The sequence below is a fragment of the Phytopseudomonas seleniipraecipitans genome, assembly GCF_900102335.1.
GTDB classification, from domain to species: Bacteria; Pseudomonadota; Gammaproteobacteria; order Pseudomonadales; family Pseudomonadaceae; genus Aquipseudomonas; species Aquipseudomonas seleniipraecipitans.
On the sequence record NZ_FNBM01000002.1, the window covers coordinates 431,082 to 452,477 of the forward strand.

Genomic DNA, 21,396 nt, shown 5'->3' on the forward strand with positions numbered 1-21,396 from the left:
GCGATTACAGGCTGCGAGCCACCTGGACTTTCTCGAACACTTCGATCTTGTCGCCGACCTTGACGTCGTTGTAGCTCTTCACCGCGATACCGCACTCCATGCCGTTACGCACTTCAGCCATATCGTCCTTGAAGCGACGCAGGGATTCCAGCTCGCCCTCGAAGATCACCACGTCGTCGCGCAGTACACGGATCGGACGGTTACGGAACACCGTACCTTCCACCACCATACAACCGGCGACCGCACCGAACTTCGGCGAACGGAACACGTCACGCACTTCGGCGATGCCGAGAATGTTCTCACGCACATCACTGCCGAGCATACCGGTGAGCGCCTTCTTGACGTCCTCGATGATGTCGTAAATGACGTTGTAGTAACGCATGTCCAGGCCTTCCTGCTCGACGATCTTCCGGGCGCCCGCATCGGCACGCACGTTGAAACCGAACAGTACGGCATTGGAGGCCAGTGCCAGGTTGGCGTCGGACTCGGTGATACCACCGACACCGCCACCGACGACGCGCACTTGCACTTCATCGTTACCCAAGCTGCTGAGCGAACCTTGCAGCGCTTCCAGCGAACCACGGACGTCGGATTTGAGGACGATGTTGAGCGTCTTCTTCTCTTCCTGGCCCATGTTCTCGAAGATGTTTTCCAGCTTGCCTGCGTGAGCACGTGCCAGCTTCACTTCGCGGAACTTGCCCTGGCGGAACAAGGCGACTTCACGCGCCTTCTTCTCGTCAGCGACGACGGTCATGTCATCACCGGCTTCAGGCGTGCCGTCGAGACCAAGTATCTCGACCGGAATTGCTGGGCCAGCTTCCTTGATTGGCTTGCCATTCTCGTCGAGCATGGCGCGGATGCGGCCATAGTTCGAGCCAACCAGTACCATGTCGCCCTGACGCAGCGTACCGTCCTGAACCAGCACAGTAGCAACCGGACCACGGCCCTTGTCCAGACGGGACTCGACCACCACACCACGGCCTGGGGCCGACGGGGTTGCCTTGAGTTCCAGGACTTCGGCCTGCAGCAGAACGGCTTCGAGCAGCTCGTCTACACCGGTACCGACCTTGGCCGAGACAGGTACGAACGGCGTGTCACCGCCCCACTCTTCCGACGTCACGCCGTGTACCGACAATTCGCTACGGATGCGATCGAGATCAGCGCCCGGCTTGTCGATCTTGTTCACCGCAACGACCAGCGGCACGCCAGCAGCAACAGCGTGCTGGACAGCTTCGATGGTCTGCGGCATCACGCCGTCGTCCGCCGCAACCACCAGAATCACGATGTCGGTAGCCTTGGCACCACGGGCACGCATAGCGGTAAACGCAGCGTGGCCGGGGGTGTCGAGGAAGGTCACCATGCCGCGCTCGGTTTCCACGTGGTAGGCACCGATGTGCTGGGTGATACCACCCGCTTCACCAGAGGCCACCTTGGCACGACGGATATAGTCGAGCAGCGAGGTCTTGCCGTGGTCAACGTGGCCCATGACCGTTACAACCGGCGCACGAGAGAACGTTTCACCTTCGAACTTCAGGGATTCGGCTAGGGAATCTTCCAACGCCGTATCACTGACCAGGGTCACTTTGTGGCCCAGCTCTTCGGCAACCAGTTGAGCAGTTTCCTGATCCAGAACCTGGTTGATAGTGGCCGGCGTGCCCAGCTTGAACATGAACTTGATGATTTCAGCAGCTTTGACCGACATCTGCTGAGCGAGATCGCCAACAGTGATCGTCTCGCCGATCTTCACTTCACGCACGATAGGGCCGGTCGGGCTCTGGAAACCGTGAGCATTGCGCTTCTTCAGCTTGCCCTTGCCACGGCCACCACGACGGAAGCTATCGCTCTCTTCGTCGGTAGTACGTGGCGCGACGCGCGGAGCAGGTGCTTTTTCCTTAACGGTCGGGCGATGCTGGGTGGTCTTGCGATCACCACGGCGATCAGCGTCGTCGTTACGGGCCTTGTCCGGCCGGCGCGGCTCGTCCTTCTTGCGCTCATCGGCAGCGGGCGCTACGACAGGCGCAGCAGCAGGCACTGGCGCGTCAACAACAGGCGCACGCTCGGCATTAGGCGAGGCAGCCTGACGCTTGGCCTCATCGTCGGCCTTGCGCTTGGCTTCTTCTTCAGCCTTCAGACGAGCAGCTTCGGCAGCGGCGCGCTGCTCTTCGAGTCCACGCTGCTTCTCGGCTTCGATCTCTTCGTTGCTGCGCTCGACAAATGTCTTCTTCTTGCGCACTTCAACGCTGATGGTCTTGCTACCAGCGACCCGCAGGGTGCTGGTGGTCTTGCGCTGCAAGGTAATCTTGCGCGGCGCGTCGGCTTTCTTCTCGCCGTGGCTGCTCTTCAGATGAGCAAGCAGGGCCTGCTTCTCGTTATCGGTGACAACTTGCTCGGCACTGCTGTGCGGCAAACCCGCCTCTCGCATCTGCTGCAGCAGGCGCTCTACCGGTGTGTCGACCACTTGGGCCAGTTCTTTCACCGTGACTTGCGTCATGCACTTCTCTCCTCAGGCCGTAAAACTTACTCGAACCAGTGGGCTCGGGCGGCCATGATCAGCTTGCCGGCACGCTCTTCGTCGATGCCGTCGATGTCGAGCAGGTCGTCAATAGACTGCTCGGCCAGGTCTTCGCGGGTAACCACACCGCGCACTGCCAGTTCCTGCGCCAGGCCTTTGTCCATACCCTCGAGTTCGAGGAGGTCTTCGGCTGGCTGGGCGTCTGCCAGTTTTTCTTCTGTGGCGATGGCTTTGGTCAGCAAACGATCTTTTGCGCGGGAGCGCAGTTCGTTGACGATTTCTTCATCGAAACCGTCGATGCTGAGCATCTCTTCCATCGGCACGTAAGCGATTTCTTCCAGGCTAGTGAAGCCTTCTTCGACCAGCACCTGCGCCAGTTCTTCGTCGACTTCCAGCTCGTCGATGAAGCCCTGCAGAATGTCACCAGTCTCTGCCTGCTGCTTGGCCTGAATGTCCGCTTCGGTCATCACGTTCAGCGTCCAACCAGTCAATTGACTGGCCAGGCGAACGTTTTGACCACCACGGCCAATCGCTTGCGCCAGGTTGTCCTCGCCAACGGCGATATCCATGGCATGTGCGTCTTCATCAACAATGATCGCCGCGACTTCAGCCGGCGACATGGCGTTGATGACAAACTGCGCCGGGTTGTCGTCCCACAGCACAATATCCACGCGCTCACCGACCAACTCGCCGGAAACCGCCTGCACGCGCGAACCGCGCATGCCGATACAGGCACCTTGCGGGTCGATACGCTTGTCCTTGGAACGGACCGCGATCTTGGCTCGCGAGCCCGGATCACGAGAAGCGGCCTTGACCTCGATGAGGCCTTCGGCGATTTCCGGCACTTCGATGCGGAACAACTCGATCAGCATTTCCGGCGCAGTACGCGACAGGATCAGCTGAGGGCCGCGGTTCTCGGTGCGGATTTCCTTGAGCAGCGCACGCAAGCGCACACCCACTCGGAAAGTTTCACGCGGGATGATGTCTTCGCGAGCCAGCAATGCTTCAGCATTGGCACCCAGATCGACGATGACGTTGTCACGGGTAACCTTTTTCACGGTGCCGGCGATGATCTCGCCAAGGCGCTCGCGATAGGCTTCCACGACCTGAGCACGCTCGGCCTCACGCACTTTCTGCACGATGACCTGCTTAGCGGTCTGCGCAGCGATGCGGCCGAACTCGATGGAGTCGATCTTTTCTTCGAGAACGTCACCGACCTTGGCGCTTGCTTCGACAGCACGCGGCATGTCGGTGGTCACCTGATGCGCCGGATCGTCGAAGTCTTCTTCCTCGACCACCGTCCAGCAACGGAACGTTTCGTAGCTGCCGCTTTGGCGATTGATCGCCACGCGCAGCTCGACTTCGTCTTCAAAACGTTTCTTGGTCGCTGTGGCCAAAGCCAACTCAAGCGCCTCGAAAATCACAGCGGCCGGTACGCCCTTTTCATTGGATACCGACTCAACAACCAGCAGTACTTCTTTGCTCATCGTACGCCTCGCCTTTCACAATCCATTGGGATCCACGCATTCCGCGAATCCTGCAGGATCCGGGTCTCAATCAAACCGGGGGATAATGTTGGCCTTGTCGATCAGATCGATCGGCAAAAGGAACTCGTGGTCATCCACCTGCACCACCACGTCCTCCTCCTCCACACCGCGGAGCAGACCCTGAAAGTTACGGCGCCCTTCAAACGGCGAGCGCAACTTGATTTTTACCTGCTCACCGGCGTGACTGGCGAACTGCGCCAACGTGAACAGTGGCCGATCCATGCCCGGCGATGACACCTCAAGGGTGTACTCCGCCGCAATCGGATCCTCAACATCGAGAACGCCACTTATCTGCCGGCTGACTTTCTCGCAATCTTCGATGAGAACGCCATCGGCATGATCGATATAGATACGTAGCAGCGAATGCCGCCCCTGAGACAGGAACTCAATACCCCAGCACTCGTAGCCAAGCGCCTCGACTACCGGGGCCACCAAGGCCTGCAACTGTTCTAGCTTGCTCGACACCTGAACCCCTCGCGCATGCTTTGCAAATAAAAAATGGGCGAAACGCCCATCCATAAGACCGTCCTAGAGACGGTAAATCTATCCTCCAGCTAGCAAAAAGCCCCTTGAAAGGGGCTCCGCTACTGCTGGTTGCGGGGGCTGGATTTGAACCAACGACCTTCGGGTTATGAGCCCGACGAGCTACCGGACTGCTCCACCCCGCTTCAAAACTGGGAGCGGATTATATGACTCAAACGCCCAGCAGGTCAACCTGCCTCCCAGAAACAGCAAAGCCCGCATGCTGCGGGCTTTGCTGTTCAATTGGTACCGAGAAGGGGACTCGAACCCCTACAGCCTATGGCCACTACCACCTCAAGGTAGCGTGTCTACCAATTCCACCACCTCGGCAAATTAACGCTTACTGCGCCTCAGGCGATTGAGGTACATCTTGCTCGCCCGAAGTTGGTGCCTCAGACTCAAGCACCGGTACATCTTCCGCTGCAGATTTGCTGTCCTGCGGCACTTCCAACACTGCCGGATCCGGCAAACCAGCCCGGCCAAGCATATCAGCTTTTTGATTAGCAAAGAACGCTAAACCCAAGCTGGTAATGAAAAAAGCGGCGGCAAGTATAGCAGTAACTCGGCTCAGAAAGGTAGTACTTCCTTGACTACCAAACACGGTATTCGAAGCACCAGCACCAAACGAAGCACCTGCATCGGCACCCTTACCCTGCTGCAGCAAAACCAGCACAACCACACCGATCGCGCCCAGCAGATGAAGAACCACAACGACTGTTTCCAGCATATTCTTAGTTTCCTGCAGCGCGACAGATCGCACCGAACTCATCCGCATTCAGAGAGGCTCCACCCACAAGCCCCCCATCGATATCAGGCATGCCGAATAGATCGGCTGCATTGGCGGCCTTGACGCTGCCGCCATAAAGAATTCTCAAAGCACCCGCAACATCTGCATCCTTTCCAGCGATCCGCGCACGAATAGCCGCATGCACGTCCTGCGCCTGCTCAGGCGACGCGGTGAGCCCAGTACCAATGGCCCAAACCGGCTCGTAAGCAACCACAGCACTCGAAAGCACCGCAACACCAAGCGCATCGATCACGCTGTCAAGCTGACGCTCAACAACCGCAAGCGTCTCACCCGCTTCACGTTGCTCAAGGGTTTCCCCCACACACAGCACCGGCACCAATCCGGCGACCTGAGCCGCAGCGAACTTGCGCACGATCTGCTCTTCGCTATCACCCAAAATCAGGCGACGCTCGGAATGACCGATCAACACCAGCTTACAACCAACATCAAGCAATTGCTCGCTCGACACTTCGCCGGTCAAGGCCCCCTGCCCCGTTTCAACTGCACAGTCCTGTGCGCCAATCGACACAACAGTACCACTCAGCCCCTCGACAACCTGACCGAGATGAACACTGACAGGGAACACAGCAATATCGATATCAACAGGCAATGCCTGCTGATTCAGACCACCGATCAGCTCTGCGACACTGGCGCGGGTACCGTGCATTTTCCAGTTACCAGCAACCATTGGGCGGCGCATGCTTTACCTCGTTGGTCAAAGAGGGCGCAGATGTTACCCAACCGCTTGGGGACTGGCAAGCCGAATCAAACACAGACTCGAGTGACAACCTCAGCCAATTCATCGGCATAGGCTCGCACCTGGGTTTCGTCTTCACCTTCGACCATCACGCGAACCAGCGGCTCGGTACCGGACTTGCGCAACAATACCCGGCCACGCCCGGCCATACGCTCGGTTACGCTATCGCTGGCGGCTTGCACATCCGGGTGCTTGAGCGGGTCAACGCCGCCGCCGAAACGTACGTTGACCAGCACCTGCGGACATTTGCGCAAGCCCTGGCGCGCCTCGGCAAGGCTTTGCCCGCGGCGACGGATGGCGAGCAGCACTTGCAGCGCCGCAACGATCGCATCACCCGTGGTGACGTGCTGGAAGCACACCAGGTGACCCGAGTTCTCACCACCCAACTGCCAGCCACGCTCCAACAGTTCGGCAATCACATAGCGATCGCCGACATTGGCGCGCACGAAAGGAATCTGCAGTTCGCCGAGGGCGAGTTCGAGACCCAGGTTGCTCATCAGCGTACCGACCACGCCACCCTGCAGCTTGCCGCGTGCCTGAAGATCGCGGGCGATGATGAACAGCAGCTCATCGCCGTCTACCGCAGCTCCCGTGTGATCGACCATCAGCACGCGATCCGCATCACCATCGAAGGCAATGCCGAGATCAGCCTGACGTGCCACCACCTCAGCCTGCAGGTTTTCGATATGGGTCGAGCCGCAATCGGCATTGATGTTCAGCCCATTGGGCTGCGCAGAGAGCACCGATACGTCAGCGCCCAGCTCCTGAAACACCGCGGGAGCGACTTTGTAGGCCGCGCCATGGGCGCAATCGAGGACGATTTTGAGGCCAGCGAAATCGGTACTGGTCGGCACGCTGCTCTTGCAGAATTCGATGTAGCGACCCGCCGCATCATTGATCCGCGAGACCTTGCCGAGCTGCTCGGACTCGACCACGGTCATTGGCGCGTCGAGCAGCTCTTCGATCATAAGCTCGACCTCGTCGGGCAGCTTGGTGCCCTGCCCGGAGAAGAACTTGATGCCGTTGTCATGGTGCGGATTGTGCGATGCGCTGATGACGATGCCAGCTTCGGCATGGAAGGTACGCGTCAGGTAGGCGATGGCCGGCGTCGGCATCGGCCCCAGCAGCATGACATCCGCACCTGCGGCAGACAGCCCCGCCTCCAGAGCCGACTCGAACATGTAGCCCGAGATGCGCGTGTCCTTGCCGATCAGGATCCGACACTTGCCCTGCTTACGAAATGCCATGCCTGCAGCCCAACCGAGCTTGAGCATGAAATCGGGGGTAATGGGGTAATGACCGACGCGACCACGAATCCCGTCGGTACCAAAATACTTGCGGCTCAAACGACAACTCCCTTTTATTTACTGCGCCGCTTCAACTGCGGCGACCATGCGTACCACGTCGACGGTTTCCGCCACATCGTGAACGCGCAGAATGCTTGCGCCCTTGGCAACAGCCAGCGCCGCCAGCGCCAGGCTGCCATACAGACGCCCGTCGACCTCGCGACCCAAAACAGCGCCAATCATACTCTTGCGCGAAACACCGACCAGTAGCGGCAGACCAAAAACCTGCAGCGCAGGCATACGCCGGAACAAACTGAGGTTGTGCTCCAGCGTTTTCGCAAAGCCAAAACCCGGATCAAGCACGATACGCTCCGCTGATATACCTGCCGCCTCACAGATCGCCAGACGCTCACGCAGGAAGTCTGCTACGGCGCCCAGCACATCATCGTACTGAGGGTTTTGCTGCATGGTCGTGGGCTCGCCGCGCATGTGCATCAAACACACCGGCAGCCCTGTGGCGGCAGCTGCCTGCAGCGCTCCGTCGCGCTGCAGCGAACGCACGTCATTGATCAATCCGGCACCTAGCTTGGCGGACTCAGTGATCACCTCGGGCGTCGACGTATCGACGGATACGATCACATCCAGCTCGGCAGCGATGGCTTCGACCACCGGCGCCACACGGGCGAGCTCCTCTGCAACCGAGACAACCTGAGCACCTGGGCGCGTGGATTCACCACCAACGTCAATGAGGGTAGCCCCCGCCAGCACCATGCTTTCGGCATGACGCAGCGCTGCGTCGCGCATCGCGAAGCGGCCACCATCGGAAAAGGAGTCAGGCGTGACGTTCAGGATACCCATCACCTGAGGACGGGTTAAATCAAGAAACCGGCTGCCACAGGGCAGCCGGTTCCGGGATATCGCAAGCGACATGGGTGACCTTACAACTCGGCAGCAGGCCCGCCGATAGGTTTCTCGGGACGGTCCGCTTCATCGGGCTTGGCTGCAGGCGTACCTGCGTCGTTGCCGCCACCGGTCCAGTCACGCGGCTCACGCGGTGCGCGACCGCTCATGATGTCGTCGATCTGCTCGGCGTCGATGGTTTCGTACTTCATCAGCGCTTCAGCCATGGCATCGAGCTTGTCGCGGTTCTCCTCGAGCAGGCGCTTGGCCGTGTCATAGCAATGATCGATGATGCTGCGCACTTCCAAATCGATCATTTTGGCAGTTTCGCCCGATACGCTGGAGCTACTGCCACCGCCGCCACGACCAAGGAAACCACCGTCTTCATCTTCGGCATAAAGCAGCGGGCCAAGCTTCTCGGAGAGGCCCCACTTGGTGACCATATTTCGGGCGATCTGGCTGGCGCGCATGATGTCATTGGAGGCGCCAGTAGTAACGCCGTCGAAGCCCAGCGTCATTTCTTCGGCAATACGGCCGCCGTACAGCGAGCAGATCTGGCTGATCAGTGCACGCTTGGACAGGCTGTAGCGATCTTCTTCGGGCAGGAACATGGTCACACCCAGGGCACGGCCGCGAGGAATGATCGAGACCTTGTAGACCGGGTCATGCTCAGGCACCAGACGCCCAACGATAGCGTGGCCCGCCTCGTGGAAGGCCGTATTGAGCTTTTCCTTGTCCGACATGACCATACTCTTGCGCTCGGCGCCCATCATGATCTTGTCTTTGGCCAGCTCGAACTCTTTCATCTCGACGACACGCTTGCCGGAGCGAGCGGCGAACAGCGAGGCCTCGTTGACCAGGTTGGCCAGGTCAGCACCCGAGAAGCCAGGTGTGCCGCGAGCGATCACTGCAGCCTTGACGTCCTCGCCCATCGGCACCTTGCGCATGTGCACATTGAGAATCTGCTCGCGGCCGCGAATGTCCGGCAGCCCGACTACGACCTGACGGTCGAAACGGCCTGGGCGCAGCAGCGCAGGGTCAAGCACATCCGGCCGGTTGGTGGCAGCAATGACGATGATGCCATCGTTCATTTCAAAGCCGTCCATCTCTACCAGCAACTGGTTGAGAGTCTGCTCACGCTCGTCATGACCGCCGCCCATGCCGGCGCCACGATGGCGACCCACAGCGTCGATTTCGTCGATGAAGATAATGCAAGGCGCGTGCTTCTTGGCCTGCTCGAACATGTCACGGACACGAGACGCGCCGACACCGACGAACATTTCCACGAAGTCGGAACCGGAAATGGTGAAGAACGGCACTTTCGCCTCACCGGCAACGGCTTTAGCGAGCAACGTCTTACCGGTACCCGGCGAGCCAACCATCAACACGCCGCGAGGAATACGGCCGCCAAGGCGCTGGAACTTGCCGGGGTCACGCAGGAATTCAACCAGCTCACTAACTTCTTCCTTGGCCTCGTCGCAACCGGCGACGTCAGCGAAGGTGGTCTTGACCTGATCTTCGGAAAGCAGGCGTGCCTTGCTTTTGCCGAAGCTCATCGGCCCGCCCTTGCCGCCCGCACCGCCCTGCATCTGGCGCATGAAGAACATGAACACGGCGATGATCACCAGAATCGGGAAGCTGGCGACCAGCAGCTGAGTCCAGATGCTCTGCTGCTCAGGCTGCTTGCCAACGATCTCGACGTTGTTGTCCATCAGGTCCTTGATCAGGCCATTATCCTGAATCGCCGGGCGCACGGTTTCGAACGACGAGCCGTCGGAACGCATACCGCTGATGATGTAGCCATCGACAGTTACGCGCTTGACCCCGCCATCCTGAACCTGCTGGATGAACTCCGAGTAATTGAGCTTGTTGGTCTCGCTCGGGCTGGAGAAATTGTTCATCACCGTCACCAAGACGGCGGCGATGATCAGCCACAGGATCAGATTCTTTGCCATGTCGTTCAATTAGCTACCCTCTGAAGCAGGCCTCTTGCCGAAGCGTGCTTCGCATGACGACCAGTTATGTACCGATCTAACTTACTACAAACGCCCGCTCGTGGCTGACACCGTCTGTAACCCTTTATGAGGCATTTGCCCATTAAAGATGCGCGTATCGACTTGGACTGACAACCAGACCTTTGGTTTTACTCTTCGCGCGGGCCTTTGAAGCCCCGCGCCAGCATGTACTGCTCGCGAGAGCGACCGCGTGACGACAGCGGCTTGCGCATCTGTACCTTTTCGAACAGACCGCGAACCTGCTTGTGGTACTCGTCGAAGCCTTCACCCTGAAAAATCTTGATCAGGTAATCGCCGCCCGGGCGCAAAACCCGGGTCGCCAGATCCAGCGCCAGCTCGCACAGGTACATCGCGCGCGGCTGATCCGACTCCCTGACTCCACTCATATTGGGGGCCATATCGGAAATCACAAGGTCTACCGGGTGATCGCCGATCGCATCAAGGATGCGTGCAAACACTTCGTCGTCAGTGAAATCGCCCTGAATGAAGGTGACGTCCGGAATACTGTCCATCTCGAGGATGTCCGAGGCGATCAGCCGGCCCTTGTCACCAATGACCCGACTAGTGACCTGCGACCAGCCACCTGGCGCGGCGCCGAGGTCGACCACGGTCATGCCCGGCCGCAGGATGCGATCCTTCTCCTGGACCTCAAGCAGCTTGTAACTGGCACGTGAACGGTAACCGTCCCTTTGCGCCATTTTGACGTACGGATCGTCGAAATGCTCTTTCAGCCAACGCTGGCTGGTTTTGGAACGGGCCACACAACACCTCGGAAGAACAAAATGAATAACTGGGCGGTCTGCAAGCAGCTCGGTTAAAATAGGCCGCTTTCCCCAGATTAAGACGCAGGGTTCAGATTATGCCGCTCACTCAAGAGCAGAAGAAACAGTTCAAATCTATCGGCCACCACCTGAAACCGGTATTGATCGTTGCCGATAACGGTGTTACCGAAGGCGTACTGGCGGAGCTGGAACGCGCCCTGAATGATCATGAACTGATCAAGGTTCAGTTGCGCATCACCGAGCGTGAAAGCCGCCTGGCGGTGATCGATGAGCTGTGCAAAGCCGGCAAGGCCGAGCTGGCACAGGTGATCGGTAAAATGGCCTTGCTGTACCGCAAGAATCCCAAGGCCAATCGCAACCTGTCGAACATCAGCCGCCATCAGGGCTGAGCCCTCAGGTCAGCCGACTTCAGGGTCGGCTGGCGAATGCTTGCGAGGCGCTGGCTGCAGCACCAGCAGCAGGCCGAAAAACGCCAGCAGCAGGTAACTGAACAGCTGCCAGCGTAGCGCATCGGGCCACAACGCCAGCGATGCCAGCAGGGTCAGGGCGATCACCAGCACTGTCAGCAGCAATTGCCCACAGCGCTCACCCCAGAGAGTCGACAGGCCACGCAAGCTGGCCAGCAAACCCGCCTGAATCAGCGCGCAAACCAGGGTAATCACCACCATCAGCGGCATCAGCACGCCGGCGATTTCCTCGATTAGTAGCGACGCCAGCCCGACACTTTGCAGCCCCGGCAATACCATGAAGTGCAGAATCCAGATGCCGCCCACCCAGAGGGTTTGCAGCAGCATCCAGAAACCTGCAGCCATGCTGCGCTGAGCTGCTTGGTCAGATGTGGCGTACTTCAACAATCTCGTACTCGATCAGACCGCTTGGCGTATTCACCGCGACCACGTCGCCTTCTTCCTTGCCGATCAGGGCACGGGCGATGGGCGAACCGACGGAAATCTTGCCCTGTTTGATATCGGCTTCGTCTTCACCAACGATCCGATAGGACACGCTTTCGTCGGTCTCGACGTTGGCGATTTCCACCGTGGTGCCGAAGATCACCTTGCCGGTATGCGCAATGGTGGTGACATCGATCACCACGGCATTCTGCAGACGACCTTCGATATCTCGCACACGCGCCTCAACCATACCTTGCTGCTCGCGAGCGGCATGGTATTCGGCGTTTTCCTTCAGGTCACCGAGCTCGCGCGCGGTGCCGATATCCTGGCTGAGTTTTGGCCGTACCACCTTGGTCAGGTGGGCCAGCTCCTCTTCAAGGGCGCGAGCGCCCTCGACGGTCATGGGGTACTTGATCATGCCTTGATTCCTGCGTGCAGATCCTGCAGACGGCGTACGGTCTTCTCGGGACCGAACTTGAGCGCCTCGCAGATCGCCTGCCCCGCCGCGATGGTGGTGGTGCAGTAGATCTTGTGCTGCAGAGCGTTTCGACGAATGGAGTAGGAGTCAGCGATGGACTGACGGCCTTCGGTGGTGTTGATGATCAGGGTGACTTCGTCATTCTTGATCATGTCGACCACATGCGGACGGCCCTCGGTGACCTTGTTCACGCGACGCACCGGCAAGCCAGCGGCCTCGATCACCTTGGCGGTGCCAGAGGTGGCCACGACTTCGAAGCCCAGACTGATCAGATCGCGAGCGACCTGCTCGGCCAGCGGCTTGTCGTCGTCACGCACGCTGATGAACGCGCAACCTGAGTTCGGCAGAATCTCGCTGGCACCCAACTGCGCCTTGGCGAACGCTTCACCGAAGGTATCGCCCACGCCCATCACTTCACCGGTGGACTTCATTTCAGGGCCGAGGATCGGGTCCACGCCTGGGAACTTGTTGAACGGGAACACCGCTTCCTTGACGCTGAAGAACGGCGGGATGATTTCCTGGGTGAAGCCTACTTCGGCCAGGGTCTTGCCGGCCATTACACGAGCCGCGACCTTGGCCAGCGACTCGCCGATGCACTTCGACACGAACGGCACGGTACGCGAGGCACGCGGGTTCACTTCGATCACATAGATGTCTTCACCCTGCACGGCCATCTGCACGTTCATCAGGCCGATCACGTTCAGCTCCAGGGCCATTTTCTTGACCTGGTCGCGGATCTCGTCTTGGATGTGCGCCGGCAGCGAATACGGCGGCAGCGAGCAAGCGGAGTCACCGGAGTGCACGCCAGCCTGTTCGATGTGCTGCATGATCGCGCCGATCACCACGGTCTCGCCGTCGCTGACCGCGTCGATATCGACTTCGATGGCGCAGTTGAGGAAACGATCGAGCAGCACCGGGCTGTCGTTGGAGACCTTCACCGCTTCGCGCATGTAACGCTTGAGTTCTTCTTCCTGGTAGACGATTTCCATCGCCCGGCCGCCCAGCACATAGGACGGGCGCACGACCATCGGATAACCGATGTTCTTGGACAGCGTCAGCGCTTCTTCTTCGCTGCGCGCAGTGGCATTGGCAGGCTGACGCAGGCCGAGGCGCTGCACCATCTGCTGGAAACGCTCACGGTCTTCGGCACGGTCGATAGCATCCGGGCTGGTGCCGATGATCGGCACACCGGCTTCTTCCAGAGCACGACACAGTTTCAGCGGTGTCTGGCCGCCGTACTGGACGATCACGCCTTTAGGCTCCTCGACGCGGACGATTTCCAGCACGTCTTCCAGGGTCACCGGCTCGAAATACAGGCGATCGGAGGTGTCATAGTCGGTGGAGACGGTTTCCGGATTGCAGTTGACCATGATGGTCTCGTAACCGTCTTCACGCATGGCCAGCGCCGCGTGTACGCAGCAGTAATCGAACTCGATACCCTGGCCGATGCGGTTCGGGCCGCCACCGAGGATCATGATCTTGTCGCGGCTGCTCGGATTGGCCTCGCACTCTTCCTCGTAGGTCGAGTACATGTAGGCGGTGTCGGTCGCGAACTCGGCGGCGCAGGTATCCACGCGCTTGTAGACCGGCAGCACCTTGAGCTTGTGACGGTGGCTGCGCAGATTCTTCTCGGTCACACCAAGCAATTCGGCCAGGCGGGCATCGGAGAAGCCCTTGCGCTTGAGGCTGAACATCAGGTCGCGGTCGATGCTGGACAGGCCCAGGGTCTTGATGCGCTGCTCGTCCTTGATCAGATCTTCGATCTGCACCAGGAACCACTCGTCGATGCGCGTCAGCTCGAACACTTCTTCGACCGTCTTGCCGGCGCGGAAGGCGTCGCCCACGTACCAGATACGGTCAGCGCCCGGCACGATCAGTTCGCGCTTGAGGGTGCTTTCAGCTTCCGGATCAGCCGGATCGAGCTTCGGATCGAAACCAGATACACCAACTTCCAGGCCACGCAACGCTTTCTGCAGGGACTCCTGGAAGGTACGCCCGATCGCCATGACCTCACCGACGGACTTCATCTGGGTAGTCAGGCGGGCGTCGGCCTTGGGAAACTTCTCGAAGGCGAAACGCGGGATTTTGGTGACGACATAGTCGATGGCTGGCTCGAACGACGCCGGGGTGCGACCGCCGGTGATGTCGTTGCTCAGCTCGTCGAGGGTGTAGCCGACAGCCAGCTTGGCGGCGATTTTGGCGATCGGGAAGCCGGTGGCCTTGGAAGCCAGTGCAGACGAACGCGATACGCGGGGGTTCATCTCGATGACCACCATGCGACCGGTGTTCGGGCAGATGCCGAACTGCACGTTGGAGCCACCGGTTTCCACGCCAATCTCGCGCAGCACCGCCAGCGAGGCGTTACGCAGTATCTGGTATTCCTTGTCGGTGAGGGTCTGGGCCGGTGCGACGGTGATCGAGTCACCGGTGTGCACGCCCATCGGGTCGAAGTTCTCGATGGCGCAGACGATGATGCAGTTGTCCTTCTTGTCGCGGACCACCTCCATCTCGTATTCCTTCCAACCGATCAGCGATTCGTCGATCAGCAGCTCGTTGGTCGGCGACAGGTCCAGGCCACGGGCACAGATTTCTTCGAACTCTTCACGGTTGTAGGCGATACCGCCGCCGGTACCGCCCATGGTGAAGGACGGACGGATGATGCATGGGAAGCCGACCTTGTCGAGCACGCCGTACGCTTCTTCCATGCTGTGGGCGATGCCCGAAACCGGGCAGGCCAGGCCGATGTCCTTCATCGCCTTGTCGAAGCGCGAACGGTCTTCGGCTTTATCAATGGTGTCGGCATTGGCGCCGATCATCTCGACGCCGAATTTCTCCAGCACGCCATGACGCTCGAGGTCCAGGGCACAGTTCAGTGCGGTCTGGCCACCCATGGTCGGCAGCAGCGCGTCCGGACGCTCCTTCTCGATGATCTTGGCCACGGTGGCCCACTTGATCGGCTCGATGTAGGTGGCGTCGGCCATCGACGGGTCGGTCATGATGGTGGCCGGGTTGGAGTTCACCAGAATGACGCGGAAACCTTCCTCGCGCAGGGCCTTGCAGGCCTGGGCGCCGGAATAATCGAACTCGCACGCCTGGCCGATGACGATTGGGCCGGCGCCGAGGATCAGGATACTTTTGATGTCTGTACGTTTTGGCATGTTATCTCTCGAATCCTTAGGTCAGTCGGCGAGTCATCTTGAAAGCTACTGCGCGCTCTCTGGGCTGCGTTGCGCGGTACTCGCTTCCTCGCCGTACTGACATGTACTGTCTCGTCGTTGCGTGCCGAGCGCCCTGCCCAGACAGCGCCCGCTACCCTTTCCAGCCAAATGGTCTATTTGCGTTTGGCCATGGCGTCGATGAAACGGTCGAACAGCGGAGCGACATCGTTCGGGCCCGGGCTGGCTTCGGGGTGACCCTGGAAGCTGAAGGCGTCCTTGTCGGTACGCTCGATGCCCTGCAGGGTGCCGTCGAACAGCGATTTGTGGATCGCGCGCAGGTTGCTCGGCAGGCTGCTCTCGTCCACGGCAAAACCATGGTTCTGGCTGGTGATCATCACCACACCGGTGTCGAGGTCCTGCACCGGGTGGTTGGCGCCGTGGTGGCCGGTGCCCATCTTCACGGTCTTGGCACCGGACGCCAGGGCCAGCAGCTGGTGACCGAGGCAGATGCCGAAGACCGGCGTGTCGGTTTCCAGCACATCCTGGATCGCCTGGATCGCGTAGTCGCACGGTTCGGGGTCGCCAGGACCATTGGACAGGAACACGCCATCCGGGTTGAGCGCCAGTACATCCTCGGCAGGCGTTTGCGCCGGTACTACGGTGATGCGGCAGCCGCGTGCGACCAGCATGCGCAGGATGTTCAGCTTGACGCCGTAGTCGTAGGCAACCACATGGTAGGGCAGCTCGCTCGCGGCAATTTCCGGATGGCTGTCATCCTTGAGATCCCACACGCTGGAGCGCCACTCGTAACGCTCGGTACAGCTGACTTCCTTGGCCAAATCCATGCCTTTCAGGCCCGGGAAGCCGCGCGCCAGTTCGAGGGCTTTTTCTTCGGTGGCGTCTGCGCCGACCAGAATGCAGCCGTTCTGCGAACCTTTCTCGCGCAGGATGCGGGTCAGGCGGCGAGTGTCGATACCGGCGATGGCGACGGTGCCATTTTCCTTGAGGTAATCCTGCAAGGACTGCTTGTTACGCCAGTTGCTGGCGGTCAGCGGCAGGTCACGAATGATCAGGCCGGCGGCCCAGACGCGATTGGACTCGGCGTCTTCCGGCGTGGTGCCGGTATTGCCGATGTGTGGATAGGTCAGGGTGACGATCTGTTGGGCATAGGAAGGATCGGTGAGGATTTCCTGATAGCCGGTCATGGCGGTGTTGAACACCACTTCCCCGATAGTCTGGCCATCGGCCCCGATGGCCTCGCCGCGAAAAATGCTGCCGTCAGCAAGGGCGAGTATGGCTGGCTTACTCAAGAAGACCTCCCGTAGATCGTGGAGCAAACGCAGATTGTAAAAAAGCGGGATGACGTGTGAAGGTCATCCCGCTTTTTTAATTGATTCATTCTGCGCAACTTTTAGTGGACACACTAAAGAGAGAAGCTTACAGGAAAGTACATTTTTTCGAAAGTTATGTGCGGGCAAAAACCTTAAATTCGCTGTACGACATTTCGTGCACCTCGAAACGAGCCTCGAAGCCATGCCGCCAATACGGCGAAATAGAGCCTTTTCACCGACAAAAGGCGGAATGCTCGTGCAAAGGAAAACGGATGGCGCATGCAGCCGCCATCCGCATCCTGCTCACTTCAGACTGAGTACATCCTGCATGTCGTACAGACCGGCAGAGCGGCCGCTCAGCCAGGAGGCGGCGCGCACGGCGCCCTTGGCGAAAGTCATGCGACTGGAGGCCTTGTGGGTGATTTCCACGCGCTCACCATCGGCGGCGAACAGCACGGTGTGATCGCCTACCACATCACCGGCACGCACCGTGGCGAAGCCAATGGTTTCGCGCGCACGGGCGCCCGTCTGGCCTTCGCGGCCGTAGACCGCGACCTTGTCGAGATCACGCCCTAGCGCATTGGCGACCACCTCACCCATGCGCAGCGCAGTACCCGAAGGCGCATCGACCTTGTGGCGGTGATGGGCCTCGAGGACTTCGATGTCCACGTCGTCACCCAGCACCCGAGCCGCGGTGTCGAGCAGCTTCAGGCAAAGATTGACACCAACACTGAAGTTGGCAGCGAAGACGATGGATATATCTTCACCCGCTTCGCTCAGCAGCTGCTTCTCGGCAGCACTGAAACCGGTAGTGCCGATCACCATCGCCTTGCCGGCGCGGCGGCAGATTTGCAGATTCTTCAACGTTACCGAGGGATGGGTGAAGTCGATCAACACATCGAACTGATCGAGCACGCCCTCCAGATTGCCGGAAAGCGCCACGCCCAGCTTGCCGACACCCGCCAGCTCACCGGCATCGGCACCGAGCAAAGTACTCTCCGGGCGCGCCACCGCAGCGCCGAGGGTAAGACCGTCGGCCTGGTGCACCGCTTCGATCAGATTCTTGCCCATGCGCCCGGCGGCGCCTGTGACTGCAATACGCATATGCCTAACTCCAAAAGTGCAAACGGCGGGCGGCCAACCGAAGCTGGCGGCCCGCCGTGCGTTGCCGCGTTAAAGGTCGCCGAAGAAGCGCTTGACGCCTTCGAACCAGCCATTGGCCTTGGGCGAGTGCGAGCTGTTACCGGCCAGGGACTGACGGAACTCGTCGAGCAGCTCACGCTGGCGACGATCCAGGTTGACCGGTGTTTCCACCGCCACCTTACACATCAAATCGCCCGCACCACCGCCGCGCACCGGGGCCACGCCCTTGCCGCGCAAGCGGAACAGTTTGCCGGTCTGCGTGCCTTCCGGGATCTTCAACTTGACCCGTCCATCGAGGGTCGGCACTTCCAGCTCACCGCCCAGCGCCGCATCGGCAAAGCTGATCGGCACTTCGCAGTAAAGGTGCTTGCCGTCACGCTGGAAGATCGCGTGCTCACGCACATTGACGACCACGTACAGATCGCCAGCCGGACCGCCCATGGCGCCAGCCTCACCTTCACCGGTGAGACGGATACGGTCGCCGGTATCAACGCCCGCGGGCACCTTGACCGACAGCGTCTTGTGCTCTTCGACACGGCCATGGCCGTGGCAGGAGCCGCATGGGTCGGTGATCATCTTGCCGCTGCCGTGGCAACGCGGACAGGTCTGCTGCACCGAGAAGAAGCCCTGCTGCATGCGCACCTGGCCGATGCCGCCGCAGGTGGTACAAGTCACCGGGCTGGTGCCCTTCTTGGCGCCGGAGCCTTCGCAGACTTTACAGTTGACCAGGGTCGGCACGCGGATGGTTACCGTCGTGCCACGCACTGCTTCCTCGAGATCCAGTTCCAGGGTGTAACGCAGATCGCTGCCGCGCTGTGCACCGCCGCGCTGGCCGCCGCGCTGGCCACCGAAGAAATCACTGAATACGTCGCCGAAGATATCGGAGAAGTTGGCGCTGCCGCCGCCAAAACCGCCACCGCCGCCCATTTGCGGGTCGACGCCCGCATGACCGTACTGATCGTAAGCGCTGCGCTTGCCCGCATCGGACAGCACTTCATAGGCCTCGTTAGCCTCTTTGAAGGCGTCTTCGGCAGCCTTGTCGCCAGGATTACGATCGGGGTGGTGCTTCATCGCCAGGCGACGGTAAGCCTTCTTCAGCTCGGCCTCGCTGGTACCGCGCTCGACCCCGAGCACTTCGTAGTAGTCACGTTTAGACATGGGTTTCTAACACTCTCAAAATTCGTACCGTCCAGACACGCCAACGCGGGAGCAAGCCCCCGCGCGGCGGATCGCCCCTCGCACAGCAGTGCACAGGGGCGCAAACACAGGCAAGCCGGGGCTTACTTGTTGTCCTTGACTTCCTCGAACTCGGCGTCGACCACGTCGTCCGCAGAGCCTTTGGTTTCACCGGCATCCGCCGCACCTGCAGCACCTGGCTGTGGCTGTTCGGCATACATCTTCTGCGCCAACGGCGTGGTCGCTTCGGACAGGGCGTTCATCTTCGCTTCGATGGCAGCCTTGTCGTCACCACGTACGGCAACTTCCAGTTCACCCAGCGCAGTTTCGATCGCCGCTTTCTCGTCCGCAGTGGCCTTATCGCCGGCTTCGGTGAGCATCTTGCGGGTCGCATGAACCAGCTGGTCGCCCTGGTTACGGGCAGTGGCCAGCTCTTCGAACTTGCGGTCTTCCTCGGCGTTGGCCTCGGCGTCACGCACCATGCGCTCGATCTCGTCATCGGACAGACCGGAGTTGGCCTTGATCACGATGGACTGGGTCTTGCCAGTTGCCTTGTCCTTCGCACCGACGTGCAGGATGCCGTTGGCATCGATATCGAAGGTCACTTCGATCTGCGGCACACCACGTGGAGCCGGCGGAATCTCGGCCAGGTCGAACTTGCCGAGGGACTTGTTCTGACCAGCCTGCTTACGCTCGCCCTGCAGCACGTGAATGGTCACGGCGCTTTGGTTGTCGTCGGCAGTAGAGAACACCTGCGACTTTTTGGTCGGGATAGTGGTGTTCTTCTCGATCAGCGCAGTCATCACGCCACCCATGGTTTCGATACCCAGGGTCAGCGGGGAAACGTCCAGCAGCAGCACGTCCTTGACGTCGCCAGCCAGAACCGCACCCTGAATGGCAGCACCCATGGCAACCGCTTCGTCCGGGTTGACGTCCTTGCGAGCTTCTTTACCGAAGAACTCGGTAACCAGCTTCTGCACCAGCGGCATACGGGTCTGACCGCCGACCAGGATCACATCGTTGATCGCACCAACATCAATACCGGCATCTTTCAGCGCGATGCGGCACGGCTCGATGGTGCGCTGCACCAGATCCTCGACCAACGATTCCAGTTTGGCGCGGGAAATCTTCACGTTCAGGTGCTTCGGACCGGTTGCGTCTGCAGTGATATACGGCAGGTTGACGTCGGTCTGCTGGCTCGAGGACAGCTCGATTTTGGCCTTCTCGGCAGCTTCCTTCAGGCGCTGCATGGCCAGCGGGTCGCCCTTGAGGTTCATGCCGCTTTCTTTCTTGAACTCGTCGACGAGGTAGTCGATCAGGCGGATGTCGAAGTCTTCGCCACCGAGGAAGGTATCACCGTTGGTAGCCAGTACTTCGAACTGGTGCTCGCCGTCGACTTCAGCGATTTCGATGACCGAGACGTCGAAGGTACCGCCGCCCAGGTCATAAACAATCACGGTGTGATCGCCCTTGGCCTTGTCCATGCCGTACGCCAGTGCAGCCGCGGTCGGCTCGTTGATGATGCGCTTGACGTCCAGACCCGCAATGCGGCCGGCGTCTTTGGTGGCCTGGCGCTGGCTGTCGTTGAAGTAAGCCGGAACGGTGATCACCGCTTCAGTAACCGCTTCACCGAGGTAGTCTTCGGCGGTCTTCTTCATCTTCTTGAGGATTTCAGCCGAAATCTGTGGCGGCGCCATCTTCTGGCCGTTGACTTCGACCCAGGCGTCACCATTGTCGGCCTTGGAAATCTTGTACGGCACCATCTGGATGTCTTTCTGCACGACTTCTTCGTCGAAACGGCGGCCGATCAGGCGCTTCACCGCATACAGGGTGTTGTGCGGGTTGGTCACGGCCTGACGCTTGGCGGACTGGCCAACCAAGATCTCGCCGTCGTTGGCATAAGCGATGATCGAAGGCGTGGTGCGAGTGCCTTCGGCGTTTTCGATGACTTTGACGTTGCCGTTTTCAAGAATGGAGACGCAGGAGTTGGTGGTCCCCAGGTCGATACCGATAATTTTGCCCATTTCACTCTCCCGAAACTTTGATATATCCGCAGCGTTGTCGTGACCGCTGCGGTAGCACTAATACGCTTGACTTAATAAATGGGGGCTC

Annotated in this window: 17 protein-coding genes and 2 tRNA genes; 1 reads left to right on the forward strand and 18 read right to left on the reverse strand. The window is 59.9% G+C overall.

The genetic code is table 11. The features are described 5' to 3' along the window. Positions 1–4 precede the first annotated feature (4 nt). The 11 genes from infB to rlmE form a co-directional block, all read right to left on the reverse strand. Entirely contained in the window at positions 5–2,491 is a 2,487-nt protein-coding gene (infB, locus tag BLS60_RS06810; protein ID WP_092366192.1) for a translation initiation factor IF-2, read from the reverse strand. A 26-nt stretch (positions 2,492–2,517) separates the two neighbouring features. Then, complete coding sequence (nusA, locus tag BLS60_RS06815; protein WP_070882076.1) at positions 2,518–3,999, reverse strand: transcription termination factor NusA; 1,482 nt, start codon at positions 3,997–3,999, stop codon at positions 2,518–2,520. Between the two features lie 66 nt (positions 4,000–4,065). Further along, positions 4,066–4,524: a ribosome maturation factor RimP gene (gene rimP, locus BLS60_RS06820; RefSeq protein WP_070882326.1), complete on the reverse strand. Its 459-nt coding sequence runs from the start codon at positions 4,522–4,524 to the stop codon at positions 4,066–4,068. Between the two features lie 126 nt (positions 4,525–4,650). Continuing rightward, positions 4,651–4,727, reverse strand: a tRNA-Met gene (locus BLS60_RS06825). 98 nt (positions 4,728–4,825) lie between these two features. Then, a tRNA-Leu gene (locus tag BLS60_RS06830) sits at positions 4,826–4,911 on the reverse strand. Positions 4,912–4,921: 10 nt separating this feature from the next. Next, positions 4,922–5,308 carry a preprotein translocase subunit SecG gene (gene secG / locus BLS60_RS06835; protein ID WP_092366195.1) on the reverse strand — a complete coding sequence of 129 codons (387 nt, stop codon included), beginning with the start codon at positions 5,306–5,308 and terminating at the stop codon, positions 4,922–4,924. 4 nt (positions 5,309–5,312) lie between these two features. After that, on the reverse strand, positions 5,313–6,068 hold the full coding sequence (tpiA, locus tag BLS60_RS06840; protein WP_092366198.1) for a triose-phosphate isomerase: 756 nt from the start codon (positions 6,066–6,068) through the stop codon (positions 5,313–5,315). A 65-nt stretch (positions 6,069–6,133) separates the two neighbouring features. After that, the gene (gene glmM, locus BLS60_RS06845) at positions 6,134–7,471 is read right to left on the reverse strand and encodes a phosphoglucosamine mutase (RefSeq protein ID WP_070882073.1); all 1,338 of its coding nucleotides are present in this window, start codon (positions 7,469–7,471) and stop codon (positions 6,134–6,136) included. A gap of 18 nt (positions 7,472–7,489) precedes the next feature. Next, on the reverse strand, positions 7,490–8,341 hold the full coding sequence (gene folP / locus BLS60_RS06850; protein ID WP_092366201.1) for a dihydropteroate synthase: 852 nt from the start codon (positions 8,339–8,341) through the stop codon (positions 7,490–7,492). Between the two features lie 8 nt (positions 8,342–8,349). Beyond that, the gene (gene ftsH / locus BLS60_RS06855) at positions 8,350–10,275 is read right to left on the reverse strand and encodes an ATP-dependent zinc metalloprotease FtsH (RefSeq protein ID WP_476704150.1); all 1,926 of its coding nucleotides are present in this window, start codon (positions 10,273–10,275) and stop codon (positions 8,350–8,352) included. Between the two features lie 179 nt (positions 10,276–10,454). Further along, positions 10,455–11,087: a 23S rRNA (uridine(2552)-2'-O)-methyltransferase RlmE gene (gene rlmE / locus BLS60_RS06860; protein ID WP_070882070.1), complete on the reverse strand. Its 633-nt coding sequence runs from the start codon at positions 11,085–11,087 to the stop codon at positions 10,455–10,457. Positions 11,088–11,185: 98 nt separating this feature from the next. Between rlmE and yhbY the strand changes: the two genes are divergently transcribed. Next, positions 11,186–11,497, forward strand: a complete 312-nt coding sequence (yhbY, locus tag BLS60_RS06865; protein ID WP_070882069.1) for a ribosome assembly RNA-binding protein YhbY — start codon at positions 11,186–11,188, stop codon at positions 11,495–11,497. Positions 11,498–11,506: 9 nt separating this feature from the next. Here the strand turns inward: yhbY and BLS60_RS06870 are convergent, their stop codons facing one another. From BLS60_RS06870 to dnaK, 7 genes are all read right to left on the reverse strand, one after another. Beyond that, the gene (locus BLS60_RS06870) at positions 11,507–11,920 is read right to left on the reverse strand and encodes a DUF4149 domain-containing protein (RefSeq protein WP_092366204.1); all 414 of its coding nucleotides are present in this window, start codon (positions 11,918–11,920) and stop codon (positions 11,507–11,509) included. A 19-nt stretch (positions 11,921–11,939) separates the two neighbouring features. Beyond that, positions 11,940–12,416 (reverse strand): transcription elongation factor GreA, encoded by a 477-nt coding sequence (gene greA, locus BLS60_RS06875; RefSeq protein ID WP_070882067.1) that lies wholly within the window; start codon positions 12,414–12,416, stop codon positions 11,940–11,942. Further along, on the reverse strand, positions 12,413–15,634 hold the full coding sequence (gene carB, locus BLS60_RS06880; protein ID WP_092366207.1) for a carbamoyl-phosphate synthase large subunit: 3,222 nt from the start codon (positions 15,632–15,634) through the stop codon (positions 12,413–12,415). The genes greA and carB overlap by 4 nt, the downstream gene beginning before the upstream one ends. 173 nt (positions 15,635–15,807) lie before the next feature. Then, the gene (carA, locus tag BLS60_RS06885) at positions 15,808–16,944 is read right to left on the reverse strand and encodes a glutamine-hydrolyzing carbamoyl-phosphate synthase small subunit (protein ID WP_092366210.1); all 1,137 of its coding nucleotides are present in this window, start codon (positions 16,942–16,944) and stop codon (positions 15,808–15,810) included. A gap of 324 nt (positions 16,945–17,268) precedes the next feature. Further along, positions 17,269–18,069: a 4-hydroxy-tetrahydrodipicolinate reductase gene (gene dapB / locus BLS60_RS06890; RefSeq protein WP_092366213.1), complete on the reverse strand. Its 801-nt coding sequence runs from the start codon at positions 18,067–18,069 to the stop codon at positions 17,269–17,271. A 69-nt stretch (positions 18,070–18,138) separates the two neighbouring features. Then, a complete protein-coding gene (gene dnaJ / locus BLS60_RS06895) occupies positions 18,139–19,266 on the reverse strand; it encodes a molecular chaperone DnaJ (protein WP_070882063.1) in 1,128 nt (375 codons plus the stop codon). 122 nt (positions 19,267–19,388) lie between these two features. Then, positions 19,389–21,308 carry a molecular chaperone DnaK gene (dnaK, locus tag BLS60_RS06900; protein ID WP_070882062.1) on the reverse strand — a complete coding sequence of 640 codons (1,920 nt, stop codon included), beginning with the start codon at positions 21,306–21,308 and terminating at the stop codon, positions 19,389–19,391. Positions 21,309–21,396: the final 88 nt, after the last annotated feature.

Excerpts from the sequence above, each read along its gene's own strand:
- infB (WP_092366192.1), bottom strand. The coding sequence starts at position 2,491 with ATGACGCAAGTCACGGTGAAAGAACTGGCCCAAGTGGTCGACACACCG.
- nusA (WP_070882076.1), bottom strand. The coding sequence starts at position 3,999 with ATGAGCAAAGAAGTACTGCTGGTTGTTGAGTCGGTATCCAATGAAAAG.
- secG (WP_092366195.1), bottom strand. The coding sequence starts at position 5,308 with ATGCTGGAAACAGTCGTTGTGGTTCTTCATCTGCTGGGCGCGATCGGT.
- tpiA (WP_092366198.1), bottom strand. The coding sequence starts at position 6,068 with ATGCGCCGCCCAATGGTTGCTGGTAACTGGAAAATGCACGGTACCCGC.
- folP (WP_092366201.1), bottom strand. The coding sequence starts at position 8,341 with ATGTCGCTTGCGATATCCCGGAACCGGCTGCCCTGTGGCAGCCGGTTT.
- yhbY (WP_070882069.1), top strand. The coding sequence starts at position 11,186 with ATGCCGCTCACTCAAGAGCAGAAGAAACAGTTCAAATCTATCGGCCAC.
- BLS60_RS06870 (WP_092366204.1), bottom strand. The coding sequence starts at position 11,920 with ATGGCTGCAGGTTTCTGGATGCTGCTGCAAACCCTCTGGGTGGGCGGC.
- greA (WP_070882067.1), bottom strand. The coding sequence starts at position 12,416 with ATGATCAAGTACCCCATGACCGTCGAGGGCGCTCGCGCCCTTGAAGAG.
- carB (WP_092366207.1), bottom strand. The coding sequence starts at position 15,634 with ATGCCAAAACGTACAGACATCAAAAGTATCCTGATCCTCGGCGCCGGC.
- dapB (WP_092366213.1), bottom strand. The coding sequence starts at position 18,069 with ATGCGTATTGCAGTCACAGGCGCCGCCGGGCGCATGGGCAAGAATCTG.
- dnaJ (WP_070882063.1), bottom strand. The coding sequence starts at position 19,266 with ATGTCTAAACGTGACTACTACGAAGTGCTCGGGGTCGAGCGCGGTACC.
- dnaK (WP_070882062.1), bottom strand. The coding sequence starts at position 21,308 with ATGGGCAAAATTATCGGTATCGACCTGGGGACCACCAACTCCTGCGTC.